This window comes from Nocardia sp. NPDC003269, assembly GCF_042888005.1.
Classification (GTDB): Bacteria; Actinomycetota; Actinomycetes; order Mycobacteriales; family Mycobacteriaceae; genus Nocardia.
Genome location: NZ_JBIAPA010000002.1, coordinates 1,329,438 through 1,346,963, shown reverse-complemented (window position 1 = coordinate 1,346,963; position 17,526 = coordinate 1,329,438). Strand labels below are relative to the sequence as shown.

The following is a 17,526-nucleotide window of genomic DNA, read 5'->3' as shown; positions in this document are numbered from 1 at the left end:
GTCGTCGAAGTCGCGTCCCATGATCGCCTCACCCCGCCAATGCCTTCGGAATGGTCGCGTGCTCGGGCAGGATGACGCCGCAACCGAGGGAGGCCGCGAACGCCGCGGCCTGGTAGCGGTAGCAACGCCGGATCTTGAGCCGGGCCTGCGTCGAGAGGTCGCGGGTGATGGCCTCGATGCGCGGCAGGTCGCCGCGCAGCGGCTCGGTGATCGTCACCAGCGCGCCGAAGCGGGTCACACCGTGCCCGCGGGCCTGTTCCTCGCGAGCCTGCTGGGTCGCGCCGACCCGCAGTGTCGCGGCGGCCGAGACGACACCGCGTTCGCTCTGCTGCGCCACGAGCGCGTTCTTGAAGTCGTCGTCGACGATCTCGGCGGCGTCGGCGGCCGAGTGCGGCCGGTAGACGATCGCGATGCGCTTGCGCGGCACTTCGGGATTCGGCGCGAGCAGCCGCTGCAGCACCCGCTCGTCGACCGCGCCCTCCGGCGCCGCGTCCATCTCCCAGGTGACCGAGCGGCCACCGTCGTGGATCAGGTGATCCCACTTCTCGTCGTGCGAGACCGGACCCGCGTCGTCCCAGCCCAGGCCGTGCCCGCCGGGATCGGCGGCGGCGACCTCGAGATCGGCCTGCGCGGCCGGGTCGTAGCTGCGCCGGATGAAGGAGATGACCTCCTCCGCCGACATCGGCTGCGCCCGCACGCCCGCCTCGGCCAGCGCCGCGCAGATGCCGGGCAGCCTGCGCCCGATCTCCACGGCCTCCTCGGCCGGGTTCTTGCGCCGCTCGGCGGTGGTGGCCTTGAAGGTGATCGCCACGCGCGGCAGCAATTGCACCCGCTCCTGCGGCAATTCGGTAGCCAGCTCGTACATCACCTGCTGGGCCAGGTCCGGCGCCTCCGGGCGGGTGATCGTGGAGACCTCGTTGAGCAGCCGGTTGCCGGTCTCGGGCACGGTGTCGATCACCGGCACCACGGCGACGATGTCGCTGGTCTGGCCGACCGAGGCGAGGAAGGTGCCCCACGCGGCGACCCAGCGGTCGATCACCGGCTGGTCGACCGCCTCGTGGCCCTGCGGCCAGGCCCGCAGCACCACGGTGTACTGCGCGAAGGCGGGCAGGTGGATCATCCCGAAGTGGTAGCCGCCCGCGTCGATGCCCTCGTAGAGCTTCGACGGCGCGAGCAGCCCCGGCAGCTTGGTGACGCCGCCGGGGATCCGGGAGAACCGGCCGCCGCGGTACACGTGCTCGCCGTTCTTGCGCGAGCGCATCCAGTTGAACATCATCAATCCCGTCTCGTAGCCCGAACGGCCCCCCGTCCGCCACACCAGGGGCACCATCACCAGCGCGCCGAGGCCGCCGACGACGAAACCCCATTTGAACCCACCGACCATGGCGCTGATCAGGGCGGTGATCACCACGACGAAACCGATCACGGTCTCTTCCCAGCGCAGGCCGAAAAGGCCCGCGCTGCGCGGCTTCTGCCACAGCCCGTACGAGCGCCGCTCGTAGGTGTCGGTCGAGGTGGTGGTCATCGCGGGATCGTGCTCCTGCCGAGGTCGGGTGAACGATTCGCCCAGCGGTCACCGGCGAGGTCGCCCGCCGCCTGATCGGCGCGGGCCGCGCTGCCCGCCGCGGCGCGCGCGGCGACGACGTTGCGGGCCGCGCCCGAGGGTACCGAGCCCGAACTGGGCGCCGCCTGCGCCGGACCACCGCCGCGCGGTGACGGAGTCGGGGCCGGGCCGCGCGGCGCGCCGCCGCCCGCGCCACCGGCGCCGCCGGGCCGCGGGCCCGGGCCGCCGCTGCCGAAGTAGCCTGCCGAACCGGGCGCCGCCGCAGGCCGCGAGGCGACCGCCTTGGTGCCGATCGCGCCGAGCGCCATCGCGCCGACCGCGGTACCACCGGCCACCATCAGACCTGAACCGCCGGTGCCGACCGTGGCGACCGCGGGGGCCACCAGGCGCATCAGCGCGGGCAGCACGAACGCGACGCTGCACAGCAGCACCAGCGCGACCAGCATCCGCTGTGCCTGTTCGCCTTCCGGCAGCCCGCCCGAGGTGGTGGTCTCGTCGACGTGTCCCGCGGTGGTGAACGCGATCATGTACACGATCGCCGCCACCGGCTTGAACAGCATGAACGCGATGATCCAGCCGACCAGCTTCTGATACGACTGCTTACCCGTCCCGGTCGCCGACGCGGCCGCGGCCAGCGGCAGCACGCCGGCGGCGACCACCAGCAGACCCTGCCGAACGATGGCCAGCACGATCTGGGCGAGCGCGCCGAGCAGGCCGACGATCGCGATGATCAGCACCAGACCGGGCGAGAACGCCTGCAACTTGGACGTCTTCACCATCAGCTCGGCCATGTTCTTGGCATTGCCGCCGGTGGCGTCCTGGATGATCCACTCCGAGAACTTGTCCGAGGCCCGGGTGCCCGCGACGATCACCGCGCCGAGCATCCACGAGCTGAACACGACCCGGGCGAACAACCGGAACGACTCGGCGGCCTCGCTCACGGCCGCCCCGCGTCTGGCCTCGGCCAATCGCCCGCCCGTGATGATCACCGACGCGATCAGCAACAGCATCTGGATCTGATAGGTGTAGTCGTTGATCTTGGTGAACAGGGCGCCGGAGTCGCTCACCGCCTCGTTGGGCACCTTCATCCAGAAGGTCAGCGCCAGGATCAGGGCCTCACCGAGACCCTTCATCAGCGAGTCGACCACCTTGCCGAAGGTGGAGTCCCACGCCTTGTCCTTGACCGCCGTGGCCGCGTCGCCCGGATGCGAGGCGGCGTTGCCCGCCTTGCACACCGCCGAGGCCGCGTCGCCCAGGGAGATCCCGGGAATGGCGACACCGTCGAGCGTGTCGTGCAATTCGTTGCAGGCCTGGTCGAAGCCGTAGGTCTGGCCGTAGGCCACGGTCGGCGTCGCGATCATCACGGTGAAGATCACCGCGACGATTGTGAGTATTCGCCTCAGCATTGTTGGCACCCCTCGATGGTCCGCAGGGAATCGATCCGGGCTGTGCTGCTGTACACCGATGCTCACCATTTCGTCCACCCCGCCAGCGATTCCACGTATTCCGTCTGGGTGTTGGTCGTCGACGACGGCTTGAGCCGCCAGTCGCCCGCGTCCCACACCACGATCATCCGCATGGCGGCATACAACTGCTTTCCGTCGATCACCGGCCCGCGCGAGGCGAGCCGCACGATCGCCATGTCGTCGGCGTAGTCATCGATCTTGAACGCGTCCGACGCCACGAAATAGCGGGTCACCTTCTCCGGCTGCTGCTTCGGCAGCCGGTCGCTCGACAGCGCCGAGTCGTAGGCGGCCAGCTGCGCGGTGCTGACCCGCACCTGTGTCACGTACAGCGAACGGTCGGCGGGCCTGGCGTTGAGCCGGTAGGTGATCTGCGCGGCGGCCAGCGCGGCACCCTGCGGGGTGCGCGCGTAGCCGACGGCAAGGCCGTCCTCGATCCGGGCCGGGCCGTCGGAGGTGGAGAACGGCACCGACGCGCCGTAGACCCGCTGCCAGCCGTGCGGTTTCGTCGTGCCCTCGGGCGCGGCGGTCAGCCAGTCCGAATCCACCGGCGAGCGCTGGATCGACTCGTCCTGTGCCAGCGGCTGTCCCGCCGGGTTGTTCGGCACGTCCACCCGCCTGCCGAACAGGTCGACCTCGGGATCGGCGAACCCCGTTCCGCCCGCGGCCTGCGCGGGCGGGGGCGCGGCGTCCTCCTCGGCGCCACCGCTGCTGGTGAAGTACACGACCGCGCCGACGACCAGGATCAGGGCGAGCAGCGCACCCGAGGCGATCATGCCGAAAGAAGCGCGGTCGCGCGCGCCCGGCTCCTTCACGCTCACTGTGGTGCCTCCAATGCCACGATGTCGGTGGGTAGTTCGTCGATCGCGTCGACGGGTCGGTCGGTGGACTGCGGATCGGGTAACTGCAGTCGCCAGTCTCCGCCGTACCAGCCGACGGTGGTGTGGTTCACGGCGCGTGATCTGTCCGAATATTCGGTATAGACATCGACTCGGGACTGTTCGTCACGGTATTCGGTAATTTTGTAGCCCAACAATCTCGGCGCGTACTCGGGCGCGGCGGGCCCGGTGATCGACAACTGCACCCGGTTGATCGCCCACTCGTCGCGGGCCGGTCCCGGCACCAGTTCCTGATTCACCACGGTGGCCCACTGGTTGTCGGGCGCCACCGACAACCGGATGGTGTGCGTCAGTGCCGCCAGCCCGGCGCCGCGCGGGGAGTGCTCGAAACCCGTTGCGGCGCCCTGGGTCACCGAGGCGGGGCCCTGGTCGGACTGGGGCAGGGCGATGCCCTGGTAGTCCTGCCAGCGCACCCCGGTCGGAGCGGCGGACAGATCGGGGCCGGTATCGCCGCCGCGGCCGCAGCCCACCGCCGCGGCCAGCAACGCGATACCGACCGCGACCGGCCGTGTCATGGTGCTCCCCCTCACGCCGGCAGGAACGCCAGCGCGATCGCGGACGCGGTACTGGCCACCGCGGCACCGAGCAGGCTCATCAGGACACCGTGCGAGGCGTCGTTGACGGCCAGGTCGGAGCGGAAGGCGATCCACAGCCGGCCTGCCGACAGGATCATCCAGGCCAGGCACGACAGCAGGACGAACCAGAGCAGCCAGTTGAGCAGCTGCATCATCGGCGCCAGCACGTCGGCCGGGATCTGCTTGTAGGCGAACACGGTGATCATCACGTACCGATGACCGCGTTCATGATGGTGCCCGCGCTGGTCGCGACGACGCCGCCGATCATGGCGCCCGCCACCATCTTCGGCGACTCGAGGCCGCCACCGGTCCAGCGCTCCCAGGCGAACTTGCCGCCGGCGTAGGTGATACCGCAGATGCCCGACAGCAGCACGAACCAGGTGAGATACCGCACCAGCTGCAGGATCTTCTCCGAACCGGGGGGAGCTTCCGGGGTCGGATTACCCACCTGGGCCAGGACGGTGCCGTACGTGTCCTGCACGGCGAGGAGGATCATGCTCATCGGGTGCCTTTCTCCCACTGTAAAGGTGTTGTGCCACAAACACTTCGACGCCGACACACGTTTGTACACCACCGGCGGCCGGCTTGCCCGGCGATCATGATCGACCCTCCCCCGGTGCGGGATCGTCGATGCTCGCGCGGATCGCGGCGACCAGATCGGTACCGAGCTCACCGATCTCGGCCGGTACCTCGTCGAGCGGATCGACCCGGCGCTTCCTGGGCGCGATCTCGTCTCCGGGCGACCACACCGGCAGCGCCTCGGACTCGACAAGCGTCCATTCCTCGATCCACGGCACCTGCCAGACGTGCCCGGCCAGCGAGCCGACCACGTCCCGGTAGCGCCGGATCTCCGGCGGTACCCGGCCGGGGCGGGCCGCGACCGTGATCAGGCCGAGGACCAGCGCCGGACCGGCCAGCAACGCGTGGTGCTGGCGCAGCAGGTCGTGCGCGCGGGTGAGACCGGAGATGGTCTCGCGCGCGACGAGGACGACGTAGGGGGATTCGCGCTCGTACACCCCGGGCCACTTGCCGCGCGCATCGGCGGCGGGCGCGAGGACGTGCGCGAGGGTGGTGGCACCGGAGCCACCGTGGACGCCGAGCAACCACACCAGGGGCGCGCGACCGACTCCGGGCACCGGCCGCTCCCAGATCTGCGCGCGCAGCGATTCGGGGGGTGCGACGACACCGACACCGGTGGGCGCCGGTTCACGACGACGACGAAGATTCATAGCGGCCGTCATGATGCCACCCCGGCGAGCAACCGCCCATAGGCCGCACGCGTCGGCTCGGCCAGCTCGCTGTGCCGAACCAGCTCACCGCGGGCCAGATGCGGGTCGTAGGGAATCTCGACGACCTCGCGGACCCAGCCGGACAGATGCTCGCGCAAATGCTCGGCTACGCGGGAGTCGTCGTGCGAATACTGGTGGGAGACAACGATCGTGGTATCGGCCACCACCCCGGCGCCGTCGTCGCCGTAGTGGTCGTCGAGCCATTCCAGCGTCACCCGCAGGCGGTTGGCCGCGTCGACGCGGGCCGGAATGGTCAGGACCAGTGCGATGTCGGCGTCGTCGAGCAGCGGGCGCAGTTGCCGACCGGCAATCGGGCTGCCGCCGTCGTAGACCGCGGTGTAGCCGCCGGTGTCCAAAGCCCTGGCGACAGTGAGATATGTCGCGCGCCTGCGCAGCGGCGTCGCGTCGCGCCAGAGCAGTCCGAAGCCGGAGGTGGAGCGGGACAGGCAGTCCTCGATCGGCGCCGGTTCGTCGTCGCCGCGGCCGTAGACCCACGACTGCAGGTTCACCGGGTGCAGGTGTTTGTCGGCGCCACGCAGCGCGAGATCGCTACCGGCGGCGGTCGCGTCCACCGCCACCGGCGCCGCCGCCTCGGTGACCAGTTCCGCGGCCAGCCCCAGCGTCGTCGTGGTGGTGCCGGCGCCGCCGCAGCCGCCGACGACGAGGATCGGCCTGCGGGTGCCCTCGGAACGTTCGCCGGACCTGCGCCGCAACCGCACCACCGGAGCCGGATCACGCGCCGCGTCACCCGACGGCTCCCCCGCGGGGGCGTCGTCGAGCCATCGGCTCCAGTCGTCTGTCATCGCCTCTGCTCCTTACCCTGCCGCGATGCCCGTGATGAGCGTGCGATCGCCGACCAGCGCTGTGCGCACCGACTGCTTGGTGTAGGTGGCCGGCGCGCCCGCGGGCCGGAACTCGGTGACCTCCACCGTGAACCGGTCGGCGGCGACGGTGGTGATCCGCACGCAGTGGGTGGTCCCCACCGGGATGGAATCGATACCGCGCTGGATCACGGCGGCCGGCGAGACATCGGCGTCGGGGGTCACGACCGCACGGGCCTGCTCCCCCGATCGGTTCACGTAGTAGGCGTACTGGAAGGCGAGCACGGCGTCGGGGCCGGAACCGGTGCCACCGGCCTCGGCGCTGCGCACGACGGCACCGGTGTTCTCGGTCGGGCACTGGCCTGCCGTCTCGGCGGTCAGGTTGCCCGCCGTGAAGTGCAGCGGCGGCGCGGCGTGCTTGGCGGTGTCGCCGCCGCGGCCGAACAGCAGGAAGAACACGCCGGTGGCGGCGAGGACGAGCACCAGCACCGACACGGCGAGCACGATCCAGGTCCGGTTGCGGTTGCGGCCGCGCAGCGAGCCGGAGGGCTCGAGCACCCGGGCCTCGTCGTATTCGTCGTCGGCGGCGTCCGTCCACGGGAACTGGACCAGTTCGGCGTCGTACTCGTCGTCGGGGCCCGGCGCGGGCCCGGCGACCCAATCCGACCAGCCGCCGGTGAATTCGCTGCGCCGCGCGGCCAGCTCGGCAGGCGGTGCGGGTGGGGGCTCCGGGGCGACGTCGACCGAGTACGGGCGCGCTTCGTGGACCGGGCGGTCGTGGTCGCCCGCGACGCCGTAGTAGTCGTCGCGGTCCTCGTCCCCTGGTGTCCGGCTCGGCTCCGCCGCCACCGGGGGCGGCACGGGCCCGGTGGGCTCGGCTGCCGGTGCGGCGGACGGGGCGCGCTCGGGGCGCTGCGAATATCGGGCGGGACCGTCGTCCTCGCCCGCCGCCGGGTCGGCGGTGTCCCGGCGCGCGGGGTCGGCCGCCTCGGTCTCCGGTTCGAGCGCCGAGTACCAGCGCGACAGTTCGTTGTACGACTTCAACATTCACCCCTTTCCGCGGCGCCGGGCACAAGGATTCGCATTGCAGACCTCTCGGTGATCAGTTCACAGAGAACGGACGGGTGGTGGGAGCGGTGGTTCCGGGTAACGCGGCAGGCGGAGTCGTCGCGCCGCCGGATGAGGCGCCATCGGCTCCTGTCCCGAACGGAAATTGTCCCCCACCGGAAGGTTTGGGTGTCGTAGACGCGCCGGTCGGGCTGGTGAAGATTCCGGCACCGCGTTTGTCCGATCCGCCGACCGGCACCGCGCCCTGTCCGGAGGCGCCCGCCGCGTCCCGCGCGACCGCGGCGAACCAGTCCGCGACGTACTGGGTCGGGGTCGCGCCCTGCGCGCCGACGCCCATGCGCGAGTAGGCGTCGTGACGCTGGGTGGTGTTCCAGTAGCGCACCCAGGTGGTCACGTCGAGCAACTCGGCGTTGTCGGTGATGTTCTGCTGCACGGCCGTGTACGCCTCGCTGACCAGGCGGACCCCGGTGGTCGGCGGCACCAGCTGCGGCACGGCGCCGACGAGCTTGGTGCCGAGCAGGGTCAGCCCGACCAGCGGGTTGGACAGTGTCGCGGTGGCCAATTCGGCGATGCTCGCCGGGTTGAGCACGGTCTTCACCACGGTGGTGACGGCGTTGAGCCCGATCATGCCGACCTTCAGCAGCGCCTGGTAGGCCGCGTTCACGTCGAGCTGACCGCGCGGGTCGGAGGCGTCGGCGATGCGCTGGGAGATCGACTTCTTCGGCGAGAGCGAGACATCGGCGAGCGTGCTGCCGGAGATGTCCTCGTTCACCACGGTCGTCGCGGTCTTGATGGAGGTGTAGGCCAGCGCCTGGGCGATCGAGACCAGCGAGCCGATCGGGTCGCCGCCGGACAGCTTCACCTGGCTGACGAGATTGGTCACCGCCCGCAGCAGCGGAGCGCCCTGTGGCGCGTCACAGGCGAGATCACCTGTCGCGCAGAAGCTCGCGACCCGGCCGGTGAGCTTGCCGAAGTCGGCGGGCTGGGTGTCGCTGGAACCGAGCCCGCCGCCGGGCGCGGGAGCCTGGCGGACCGCGGCGACGTCGTCGAGCGCGGCGCCGGAGGTGCCGGGCGCGGTGGTCGGCGTCGTCCGGTCGGGGGCGCCGGGGAACACCGGGGCGTTGGCGCCGCGGGTCGGGTCGGCGAACAGCGCGACCGCGGCGACCTTGTCGGCCGCCACCGTGCCGGTGCCCGCGCCCACTTCCTGGGCGAACAGCGAGGCCACGTGGGCGCCTTGCGAATACCCGACCACCGCGATCCGCGAGTCCGGGCAGCGCTGCACGACCTGGGTGGCCATCGACCGCAGCCGCTCGAGGCCGCCGTCGACCGACTGGGTGTAGGGCACGACTCCACCGGGTACCGCGCCGCCGAAGCCGGCCTCGTAGGGCACATACGCGCGATCGACCAGCCCCGGCTCGGCGGCCTTGGCGAACATCGGCCGGAAGACCGTCGACAGCATGCCGGTATCGGTACTGGGCGCGGCGTCCGGCGACGATTCTCCTGTGCCCTGGATCCCCAAGGCGTACAGTGCCGGACACGCCGAGATCGACACCTGGGTGGACGGGGCACCGGGCGCGGCCTCGTCCGCGGTGGCCACGCCTGCCGATACCGTCACCGAAGCGACGGTGAACGCGATGATCGTCCCCGTGAGTCGTGTCGTGCACCGAGCCATATCGATCCGCATCACAGTCCGTTTCGGCTGACCAGTGGAGCGTTGAAACGCAGTAAACCGTAACAGATTCCGGGACCCCGAACCCCTGCCCAAAGCGGCCCTTTCACTGCCCCCGGCAAACGCCGTTGTCCCAGCAATCTTCTGGCGATCCACGGCTGTGCCCGGGCAGACAGCGGCCCGGGCACCCTCGTGATCGAGAGTGCCCGGGCCGGGGTTCGGGTCAGGCCGCGGAGGTCACCCGGTAGACGTCGTAGACGCCTTCCACATTGCGCACGACATTGAGCAGGTGGCCCAGATGCTTCGGGTCACCCATCTCGAAGGTGAACTTGCTGATCGCGACGCGGTCGCCGTGGGTGGCCACCGAGGCGGACAGGATGTTGACCTTCTCGTCGGCCAGCACCTTGGTGACGTCCGACAGCAGCCGGGTGCGGTCGAGCGCCTCGATCTGGATGGCGACGAGGAACACCGACGACGGCGAGGGCGCCCACTCGACCTCGATGATGCGCTCCGACTGTTCCTGCAACGATCCGGCATTGGTGCAATCGGTCCGGTGCACGCTCACCGCGCCACCACGGGTCACGAAGCCCATGATCTCGTCGCCCGGCACCGGCGTGCAGCACTTGGCCAGCTTCGCCACCGTGCCCGGCGCGCCGGGGATGAGCACGCCGGCGTCGCCGGTGACTCGCTGCCTGCTCGGCGTCGTCGACGGTGTCGACCGCTCGGCCAGTTCGTTCTCGACGTCACCGATGCCGCCGAGCTGGGCCATCAGCCGCTGCACCACGTGGTGCGCGGAGACCTGGTGCTCGCCGACGGCGGTGTAGAGCGCGGAGATGTCGGAGTAGTGCAGCTCGTGCGCGACCGCGGTCATCGCGTCCACGCTCATCAGCCGCTGCAGCGGCAGCCCGACCCGGCGGACCTCCTTGGAGATCTGTTCCTTGCCGCTGTCGAGGGCCTCCTCGCGACGTTCCTTGGCAAACCATTGGCGAATCTTGGCCTTCGCGCGTGGCGAGACGACGAAGTTCTGCCAGTCCCGGCTCGGGCCCGCGTTCTGCGCCTTGGAGGTGAACACCTCCACGACCTCGCCGTTCTCCAGCTGCCGTTCCAGCGCGACCAGCCGCCCGTTGACCCTGGCGCCGATGCACTTGTGCCCGACCTCGGTGTGCACGGCGTAGGCGAAGTCGACCGGGGTCGACTTCTGCGGCAGCGTGATCACATCGCCCTTGGGCGTGAACACGAAGATCTCCGGCGACTTCAGGTCGAAGCGCAGCGATTCGAGGAACTCGGCGGGGTCGGCGGCCTCCCGCTGCCAGTCGAGCAGCTGGCGCATCCACGCCATGTCGTCGACCTCGGCGGCGTCCCCGGAGTGCTTGCCCTTGGTCTCCTTGTACCGCCAGTGCGCCGCGATGCCGAACTCGGCGGTGCGGTGCATGTCCTGGGTCCGGATCTGCACCTCCAGCGGCTTGCCGTCGGGACCGACGACGGTGGTGTGCAGCGACTGGTACACGCCGTAGCGCGGCTGGGCGATGTAGTCCTTGAACCGGCCCGCCATCGGCTGCCACAGCGAGTGCACGACGCCGACCGCGGCGTAGCAGTCGCGGACCTCGTCGCACAGGATGCGCATGCCGACCAGGTCGTGGATGTCGTCGAAGTCCTTACCCTTGACGATCATCTTCTGATAGATGGACCAGTAGTGCTTGGGCCTGCCCTCGACGACGGCGTTGATCCGCGAGGCGGCCAGCGTGTTGACGATCTCGGCGCGCACCTTCGCCAGGTAGGTGTCGCGCGAGGGCGCGCGGTCGGCGACCAGGCGCACGATCTCGTCGTACTTCTTGGGGTGCAGGATCGCGAACGCGAGGTCCTCCAGCTCCCATTTGACGGTGGCCATGCCGAGGCGGTGCGCCAGCGGCGCGATCACCTCGAGGGTCTCCTTGGCCTTCTTGGCCTGCTTCTCCGGCGGCAGGAAGCGCATGGTGCGCATGTTGTGCAGCCGGTCGGCGACCTTGATCACCAGCACGCGCGGGTCGCGGGCCATGGCGATGATCATCTTGCGGATGGTCTCGGCCTCGGCGGCCGCGCCCAGGTTGACCTTGTCGAGCTTGGTGACGCCGTCGACGAGGTGGGCCACCTCCTGCCCGAACTCCTCCTTGAGCTGTTCGAGCGAGTAGCCGGTGTCCTCGACGGTGTCGTGCAGCAGCGCCGCGACCAGCGTCGTGGTGTCCATGCCGAGTTCGGCGAGGATGTTGGCGACCGCCAGCGGGTGGGTGATGTAGGGGTCACCGGACTTGCGGAACTGCTTGGCGTGCCGCTCGTCGGCGACGTCGAAGGCGCGCTGCAGCAGCGCGAGATTGGCCTTCGGGTACAGCTCCCGGTGGACGGTGGCCAGCGGTTCCAGCACCGGCTTGACCGCCGCGATGCCGCGCTGACCGGTCATCCGGCGCGCGAGCCTGGCCCACACGCGCCGGGAGGCCGAGCTGGGCACGGAGGCGGTCGGTGACTGTTTGGCCGGTTCGGGGGTCGCCGGGGCACCATCGTTCCGCGGGGCGCCGGTGGAATCCTGCCCAACCTTCGCCTCGCCGAGTTGTCGAGTCATGCCACCGCCTCTCACGCTGCATTCGGACCTTGTCGGCCGAGTGCTGCAACCGCCCGGACCACCAACTTTAGTCCCCACACCGACCTGGTGTTCGGTTCCCTGCGGTCACAGGCGTGCGACGGTAGCGACTCGGCCCGAAAACCGGCCTCGACCTGCGAATTGTTCAGCGTTCGTCGACCGGTGGCCGCGGGCTGCGCAGGCTGTGGCCGTCGAGCCGCCCCGGTGGTACGCCGAGCAGGTCCAGGACGGTCGGGGTGAGGTCGATCAGCGTGTACGCGCTGGTCGCGGTGCCGGGGGCGAAGTCGGCGCCGCGGGCGATGACGAAGTTGGCGGTCTCGTCCGGCGTCTGGCCGCCGTGCCCGCCGGCCGGGCGGTGGCCGTGGTCGGTGGTGACCAGGACGGTCCACTGTTCGCGCGGATGGTCCGCGGCCCGGCGGTCGACGGCGGCGACGATCTGCCCGACCAGCGCGTCGACCCGGCGGATCGCCGCGAGATAGGCACGCGAGGCGCCGCCGTGCCGGTGACCCGCCAGGTCGATCTGGTCGAGGTGGGTGACGACCAGATCGGGCCCGGTGCGCGCGATCGTGCGCGCGACCTCGGTGGCGGTGGCGGCGTCGGTGGCCGACTCGTCGAGGTCGCCGGCCTCGGGCGCGGTGGTCAGCGCGAGGTCGGCGCGCCGGTCGCCGCTGCGCGCGATGGTCGCGAACTGGTCCCAGGTGCCGATGGAGACGGTGTGCCGGGCGGGGTCGGCGCGTTCGATCCGGGTGAACACGCTGGGGTGGGCCAGGAACGCGCTCGCGTCGAACTCGTTGCCGGTGATGCCGTGCTCGGTGTCCCACACGCCGGTCAGCGCGCTCGCCCAGGACGGTCCGGAGACGGTGATGTGCCCGGCGATGCTGCCGCGCGAGAGCAGTCCCTGCGCGGCGAGGTGCCGCAGCCGGGGTGCCTGGACGCGGTCGGCCTTGTCGAACAGCAGCCCGTCGATCCCGATCACGACGACCTTCGCGACCGGCCCGCCCGGACGCGGGACGCCGAACGCGGCCGCCGCGTCGACGGCGGGGACGGGCCGGTCGAAGGCGGTGCCGGAGCCCGCGGCCGAGCACAGCAGCGGGAGGGTCAGCAGGGCGGTGGCCAGCGCGACGAGCACGCGCGCCGGCGCCGACATCTCGCGCATGTCCTCACGATGCGGCAGCGCGGGCGGCCCGGCGAGGGCGGCACGGCGGTGTTCATCGACGTTTCACCGGTCGCGCGCGTCCCGGTCGCCCCGCTGAACGAGAAGCCAACAGCGCCTTGCCGCCTCGTCGCCTAGGCCGACGCGGCCAGTTCCTCGGCGAGGATCGCGACGGTCTCGCGGATCTGGTCGTCGGTGTGACAGGCGGTGACGAAGAACCGCAGGCGCGCGAGGTCTTCGGGGACCGCCGGATAGATGATCGGATTGACGTTGATCCCCCGGCGCAGCAGCGTGTTCGACAGCCGCATGGTCCGCAGGGAATCGCCGACGATGCACGGGATGATGGGAGTGTCGGCGCTGTCGCCGGTGTCGATCCCGGCCGCGCGGGCCAGCTCCAGGAACAGCCGCGCGTTGTGCCGCAACCGGACCAGCGGGGCGGGGTCGGTGCGCAGCTGCCGGATCGCCTCGGCCGAGGCGGCGGCGTTCATCGGGGTCATGCCGACGCTGTAGACGAAGCCGGGCGTCGTGTACTTGAGGAAGCGGATCAGCTCGGCGCTGCCCGCCACGTATCCCCCGCAGCCGGCGAGCGCCTTGGACATGGTGCCCGACCACAGTTCGACGTCGTCGCGGTCCACCCCGAAGTGCTCGCCGATGCCGCCGCCGTGCGCGCCGAGCACGCCGATGCTGTGCGCCTCGTCGATCATCAGCAGGGCCCGGTGCCGCTTCTTGATCTCGATGATCGCGGGCAGGTCGGGGATGTCGCCGTCCTGGCTGTAGACGCCCTCGATGAGGATCAGCACCCGGCGGTAGCGGGGCCGGAGTTCGCCGAGCAGCCGGTCCAGGGCCGCGTGGTCGTTGTGCGGGAAGGGCCGTCGCGTCGCGCCCGACAGCACACACCCCTGCAGGATGCTGTCGTGGGCGAGGCTGTCGTGGATCACCAGGTCGTCGGGTCCGACCAGGTGCCCGATGACGGTGACATTGGTGGAATGGCCGCCGACCAGCGCGATCGCGTCCTCGGTGCCGAGCAACCGCGCGAGTTCGGCCTCCAGTTCCCGATGCACCGGCTTCTCGCCGGAGAGCACCCGGCTCGCCGAGCAGGAGCTGCCGTACCGGGCGACGGCGTCCTGCACGGCCGCGACGACCGCCGGGTGCCCGGACAGCCCCAGGTAGTTGTAGCTGGAGAAGTTCAGCACCGGGACACCGTCGATCAGCGAGGTGTCGCGGGTGACGCCGTCGTTGATCAGGAAGTACGGGTTGTCCAGGCCCAGCGCCGCCGCTCCGGTCATCCGGTCCTCGATCGCCCGCACCTCCGGGAAGTCGGCGATCCGGTACTCGGGCGCGACCGGCCCCGGTGCCGGTTCGGGCGCGACCGGGGCCGGGGCGGGCGCCGGGGCCGCTCCGGCCACCTGAGCGGTGACGTACCCGACCACGTCCCCGACGGTGGTGGCGGCGCTCGGCCACGCCGGATCCACCTGTAGCCCTGGCAGCTTGCGCATCAGGCCACCGAACAGATCCGACAGCATCATCGAGTCGAATCCGAGTTCGCCGGTGAGGGTTTCGCCGTCGCGCAGCCGTTCGACCGCGAATCCGCTGACCCGCCCGCATTCGGCCAGCACGATGGCGGCGACGGCGTTCGGGTCGACCTCGGGGGTGCCGGGAGCGGCCGACGGCGGCGCGACGGCCGCCGTCGCGCCCGGCGCCATCCGCGCGAGCAGCGCGTTCTGTTCGCGGAAGAGCGCGATCATCTGGTCCATGGTGGTGTCCTCGGCCTGCGGGGCGGGTGGGGTGAGGGTGGTCGGTTCGATCCAGAAGCGGTGCTCGATGGCGAACTCGTAGACCGGCAGCCGCCGCCGGACCCGCTGGGCGGGCTCGTAGAGGTGGTCCCAGTCGGGGTCGAGGCCGTCGCGGTACAGCGCGGCGACGGTCTCGGCGAGTTCGCGCCCGGTCGCGCCGGGGCCGGGACTCGGCGCCAGGCACCGCGGCAGCAGTTCGGGGCGGGCCCGGCCGATGAGCGGGATCAGCTGACGGCGCGGACCGATCTCGACGACATGGGTGGGGTCGGTGTCGAGCGCGGCCGACAGCGCGTCGCCGAAAAGGACGGTGGCGCCGATGTGTTCGGTCCAGTAACCGGCGTCCATGGTCTCGGTCGGCTCGAGCAGCCTGCCGCGCACGGTCGAGTAGATCGGCAGAGCCGCGACCCGATAGGCGCGGTCCCGGGCGACGGCCGCGAACTCGTCCAGCATCGGTGCCATGAGCGGACTGTGGAAGGCGTGCGACACGGTCAGCGGCTTGGCGACGATCCCCCGTTCCGCGAGGGCGGACCGGATCCGGTCGAGCGCGATGGCGGCGCCGGAGAGCACCATATCGGCGGGCCCGTTGACCGCGGCCAGAGCGACCTCCGGTTCCCCCGCGAGCAGATCGGCGACCTGCGCGCGTGTCGCCCGGACCGCGAGCATCGCACCGCCGCCGGGCAATTCCTGCATCAGCCTGCCACGCGCGACGACCAGCCGGCAGGCGTCCTCGAGGTCGAGCACGCCCGCCACCGCGGCCGCGGCGAACTCCCCGATGCTGTGCCCCAGCACCCACGCCGGGCGGACACCGGCGTCGGCGAGTGCCTGCGCCAGTGCGTATTCCATGGCGAAGATCGCCGGTTGCGCGAGTCCGGTGCGATCGATGTCGACGGTGTCGTCGAGCAGCAGCTCCCGCACCGAGGCGCCGAGGTGCGCGGCCATCGCGGCGTCGACGGTCCCCAGCGCGCGCCGGAACGCCGGGCTCGCCGCGACAGCGGCCCCGGCCATCCCGGCGAATTGCGACCCCTGCCCGGTGAACACCCAGCCGACCCGCATCGGACCCGCCACGCCGCTGTCCGCACCGGCGCGCAGCCGGGCGATCGCGTCCGCCGGATCGTCGGCGACGATCGCGAGCCGGTGCCGCCCTGAGGATTTCACCCGATTACTCGTCCAGCACACCTGCGCGAACCGGTCGGCGGGGACCGCGTCCAGCGTCTCCGCCAGCCGACGTGCGTTGCGCTCCAGGCCTTTCGCGTTGTCCGCCGACACGGTGAGCACCCCGCCACCGGCCGCCGGCGGGTCGTCCCCCACCGGCGCGCCCGCCAGCACGAGGTGGGCGTTGGTGCCGCCGATCCCGAAGCCGCTGACCCCGGCCAGCGCCGGTCCGGTCAACGGCATCGGTTCGGCGAGCAGGCGCAGCCCGTGCCGTTCCAGCTGCAATCGCGGGTTCTCCTGCTCGGCGAACCGGGTCGGCGCGACGACACCGTGGTGCAGGCTCAGCGCGACCTTGATGAGCCCCGCGACGCCCGCCGCGCCCTCGGTGTGGCCGAGATTGCCTTTGATGGAACCGATTCCGCAGGGCCGGGCGCGGTCCCGCCCGTGCAGCCCGCCCAGCGCCTTGACCTCGATCATGTCGCCGAGGACGGTCCCGGTCCCGTGCGCCTCGATGAAATCGACCGCACCGGCCTCCACCCCGGCCCGGCGATACGCCTCGGCGATCACGTGCTGCTGGGCCCACCGGTTCGGCGCGCTGATGCCGTTGCTGCGCCCGTCGGAGTTCACCGCGCTGCCCTTGATCACGGCGTAGATCGGCAGTCCCGCGGCCTGCGCGTCGGCCAGGCGGCGCAGCACGAGCACCGCGACACCCTCGCCGCGGACGATCCCGTCGGCGTTGCCGCTGAACGGTTTACAGCGCGCGTCGGGCGCCGACAGCCCCGCCTGGGTGTAGAACACCCCGACCGCCGGGGTGAGTACCAGGTTCACCCCACCGGCGACGGCCTGCTCGCACTCGCCGGACAGCAGCGCGGCACAGGCGAGATGGACCGCGACCAGCGACGACGAGCACGCGGTGTCGACCGCGAGGCTCGGGCCACGCAGATCGAGCTGGTAGGACAGCCGGTTGGCGGTCATGAAGTAGCCGTTGCCCGAACCGTGCTGCGGGGTGATCGCCGCGTAGTCCGACATCTGCAGATTGGCCCATTCGTTGGCCATCACCCCGATGTACACGCCGGTGCGCGAACCGGATTGGGCCCGGGGGTCGAGGGTCGCGTCCTCGAAGGCGCGCCAGGTCGCCTGCAACAGCAGCCGCTGCTGGGGGTCCATCGTCTCGGCCTCGTGCGGGGTGATCCCGAAGAACTCGTGATCGAACGCGTCGGCGTCGTCGATGAATCCGCCGCTGTGGGTGTTGATGGTGCCCGGCCCGCCCGCCGGATCGTGGAAGTCCTCGGCGTGCCAGCGATTCGCGGGCACCGCCGAGATCGCGTCCCGGCCGTCGAGCAACAGCTGCCACAGTGCCGCCGGATCGGCCGCCTGCGGAAAGCGGCAATCCAGCCCGACGATCGCGATATCGCTCATGCCGTCCCCCCGCGGTCTGCCCGGGCGGTGACTCCCACCGCCGCCGCCGA

The 17,526-nt window shown here is 71.1% G+C and carries 13 protein-coding genes; all 13 read right to left on the bottom strand.

What is annotated here, in order from left to right; genetic code table 11:
• Positions 1-28: 28 nt before the first annotated feature.
• The 13 genes from ACFYWJ_RS16605 to ACFYWJ_RS16545 all read right to left on the bottom strand — a co-directional run bounded on the left by ACFYWJ_RS16605 (position 29) and on the right by ACFYWJ_RS16545 (position 17,476).
• Positions 29-1,525 (bottom strand): SCO6880 family protein, encoded by a 1,497-nt coding sequence (locus tag ACFYWJ_RS16605; protein WP_355277207.1) that lies wholly within the window; start codon positions 1,523-1,525, stop codon positions 29-31.
• The gene (locus ACFYWJ_RS16600; RefSeq protein ID WP_355277210.1) at positions 1,522-2,940 is read right to left on the bottom strand and encodes a hypothetical protein; all 1,419 of its coding nucleotides are present in this window, start codon (positions 2,938-2,940) and stop codon (positions 1,522-1,524) included. The genes ACFYWJ_RS16605 and ACFYWJ_RS16600 overlap by 4 nt, the downstream gene beginning before the upstream one ends.
• A 92-nt stretch (positions 2,941-3,032) precedes the next feature.
• On the bottom strand, positions 3,033-3,848 hold the full coding sequence (locus ACFYWJ_RS16595; RefSeq protein WP_355277211.1) for a hypothetical protein: 816 nt from the start codon (positions 3,846-3,848) through the stop codon (positions 3,033-3,035).
• The gene (locus ACFYWJ_RS16590; protein ID WP_355277214.1) at positions 3,845-4,441 is read right to left on the bottom strand and encodes a hypothetical protein; all 597 of its coding nucleotides are present in this window, start codon (positions 4,439-4,441) and stop codon (positions 3,845-3,847) included. Before ACFYWJ_RS16590 ends, ACFYWJ_RS16595 begins: the two co-directional genes overlap by 4 nt.
• 11 nt (positions 4,442-4,452) lie before the next feature.
• Positions 4,453-4,707 (bottom strand): hypothetical protein, encoded by a 255-nt coding sequence (locus ACFYWJ_RS16585; protein WP_218716423.1) that lies wholly within the window; start codon positions 4,705-4,707, stop codon positions 4,453-4,455.
• The gene (locus tag ACFYWJ_RS16580; protein ID WP_022566424.1) at positions 4,707-5,003 is read right to left on the bottom strand and encodes a hypothetical protein; all 297 of its coding nucleotides are present in this window, start codon (positions 5,001-5,003) and stop codon (positions 4,707-4,709) included. The genes ACFYWJ_RS16585 and ACFYWJ_RS16580 overlap by 1 nt, the downstream gene beginning before the upstream one ends.
• Positions 5,004-5,097: 94 nt before the next feature.
• A complete protein-coding gene (locus ACFYWJ_RS16575; RefSeq protein ID WP_355277218.1) occupies positions 5,098-5,742 on the bottom strand; it encodes a hypothetical protein in 645 nt (214 codons plus the stop codon).
• Positions 5,739-6,593, bottom strand: a complete 855-nt coding sequence (locus tag ACFYWJ_RS16570; RefSeq protein WP_355277221.1) for a hypothetical protein — start codon at positions 6,591-6,593, stop codon at positions 5,739-5,741. Before ACFYWJ_RS16570 ends, ACFYWJ_RS16575 begins: the two co-directional genes overlap by 4 nt.
• 12 nt (positions 6,594-6,605) lie before the next feature.
• Positions 6,606-7,658 (bottom strand): hypothetical protein, encoded by a 1,053-nt coding sequence (locus ACFYWJ_RS16565; RefSeq protein ID WP_387162609.1) that lies wholly within the window; start codon positions 7,656-7,658, stop codon positions 6,606-6,608.
• A gap of 55 nt (positions 7,659-7,713) precedes the next feature.
• Positions 7,714-9,294: a cutinase family protein gene (locus ACFYWJ_RS16560; RefSeq protein WP_355277226.1), complete on the bottom strand. Its 1,581-nt coding sequence runs from the start codon at positions 9,292-9,294 to the stop codon at positions 7,714-7,716.
• A gap of 277 nt (positions 9,295-9,571) precedes the next feature.
• Positions 9,572-11,941, bottom strand: a complete 2,370-nt coding sequence (locus ACFYWJ_RS16555; RefSeq protein WP_387208199.1) for a RelA/SpoT family protein — start codon at positions 11,939-11,941, stop codon at positions 9,572-9,574.
• A gap of 163 nt (positions 11,942-12,104) precedes the next feature.
• Positions 12,105-13,115, bottom strand: coding sequence for an alkaline phosphatase family protein (locus ACFYWJ_RS16550; RefSeq protein ID WP_355277230.1), 1,011 nt, complete (start codon positions 13,113-13,115; stop codon positions 12,105-12,107).
• A gap of 131 nt (positions 13,116-13,246) precedes the next feature.
• On the bottom strand, positions 13,247-17,476 hold the full coding sequence (locus ACFYWJ_RS16545) for an aminotransferase class I/II-fold pyridoxal phosphate-dependent enzyme (protein WP_355277232.1): 4,230 nt from the start codon (positions 17,474-17,476) through the stop codon (positions 13,247-13,249).
• Positions 17,477-17,526 lie beyond the last annotated feature (50 nt).

Excerpts from the sequence above, each read along its gene's own strand:
- ACFYWJ_RS16605 (WP_355277207.1), bottom strand. The coding sequence starts at position 1,525 with ATGACCACCACCTCGACCGACACCTACGAGCGGCGCTCGTACGGGCTG.
- ACFYWJ_RS16550 (WP_355277230.1), bottom strand. The coding sequence starts at position 13,115 with ATGCGCGAGATGTCGGCGCCGGCGCGCGTGCTCGTCGCGCTGGCCACC.
- ACFYWJ_RS16555 (WP_387208199.1), bottom strand. The coding sequence starts at position 11,941 with ATGACTCGACAACTCGGCGAGGCGAAGGTTGGGCAGGATTCCACCGGC.
- ACFYWJ_RS16590 (WP_355277214.1), bottom strand. The coding sequence starts at position 4,441 with ATGACACGGCCGGTCGCGGTCGGTATCGCGTTGCTGGCCGCGGCGGTG.
- ACFYWJ_RS16585 (WP_218716423.1), bottom strand. The coding sequence starts at position 4,707 with ATGATCACCGTGTTCGCCTACAAGCAGATCCCGGCCGACGTGCTGGCG.
- ACFYWJ_RS16575 (WP_355277218.1), bottom strand. The coding sequence starts at position 5,742 with ATGACGGCCGCTATGAATCTTCGTCGTCGTCGTGAACCGGCGCCCACC.
- ACFYWJ_RS16545 (WP_355277232.1), bottom strand. The coding sequence starts at position 17,476 with ATGAGCGATATCGCGATCGTCGGGCTGGATTGCCGCTTTCCGCAGGCG.
- ACFYWJ_RS16580 (WP_022566424.1), bottom strand. The coding sequence starts at position 5,003 with ATGAGCATGATCCTCCTCGCCGTGCAGGACACGTACGGCACCGTCCTG.
- ACFYWJ_RS16565 (WP_387162609.1), bottom strand. The coding sequence starts at position 7,658 with ATGTTGAAGTCGTACAACGAACTGTCGCGCTGGTACTCGGCGCTCGAA.
- ACFYWJ_RS16570 (WP_355277221.1), bottom strand. The coding sequence starts at position 6,593 with ATGACAGACGACTGGAGCCGATGGCTCGACGACGCCCCCGCGGGGGAG.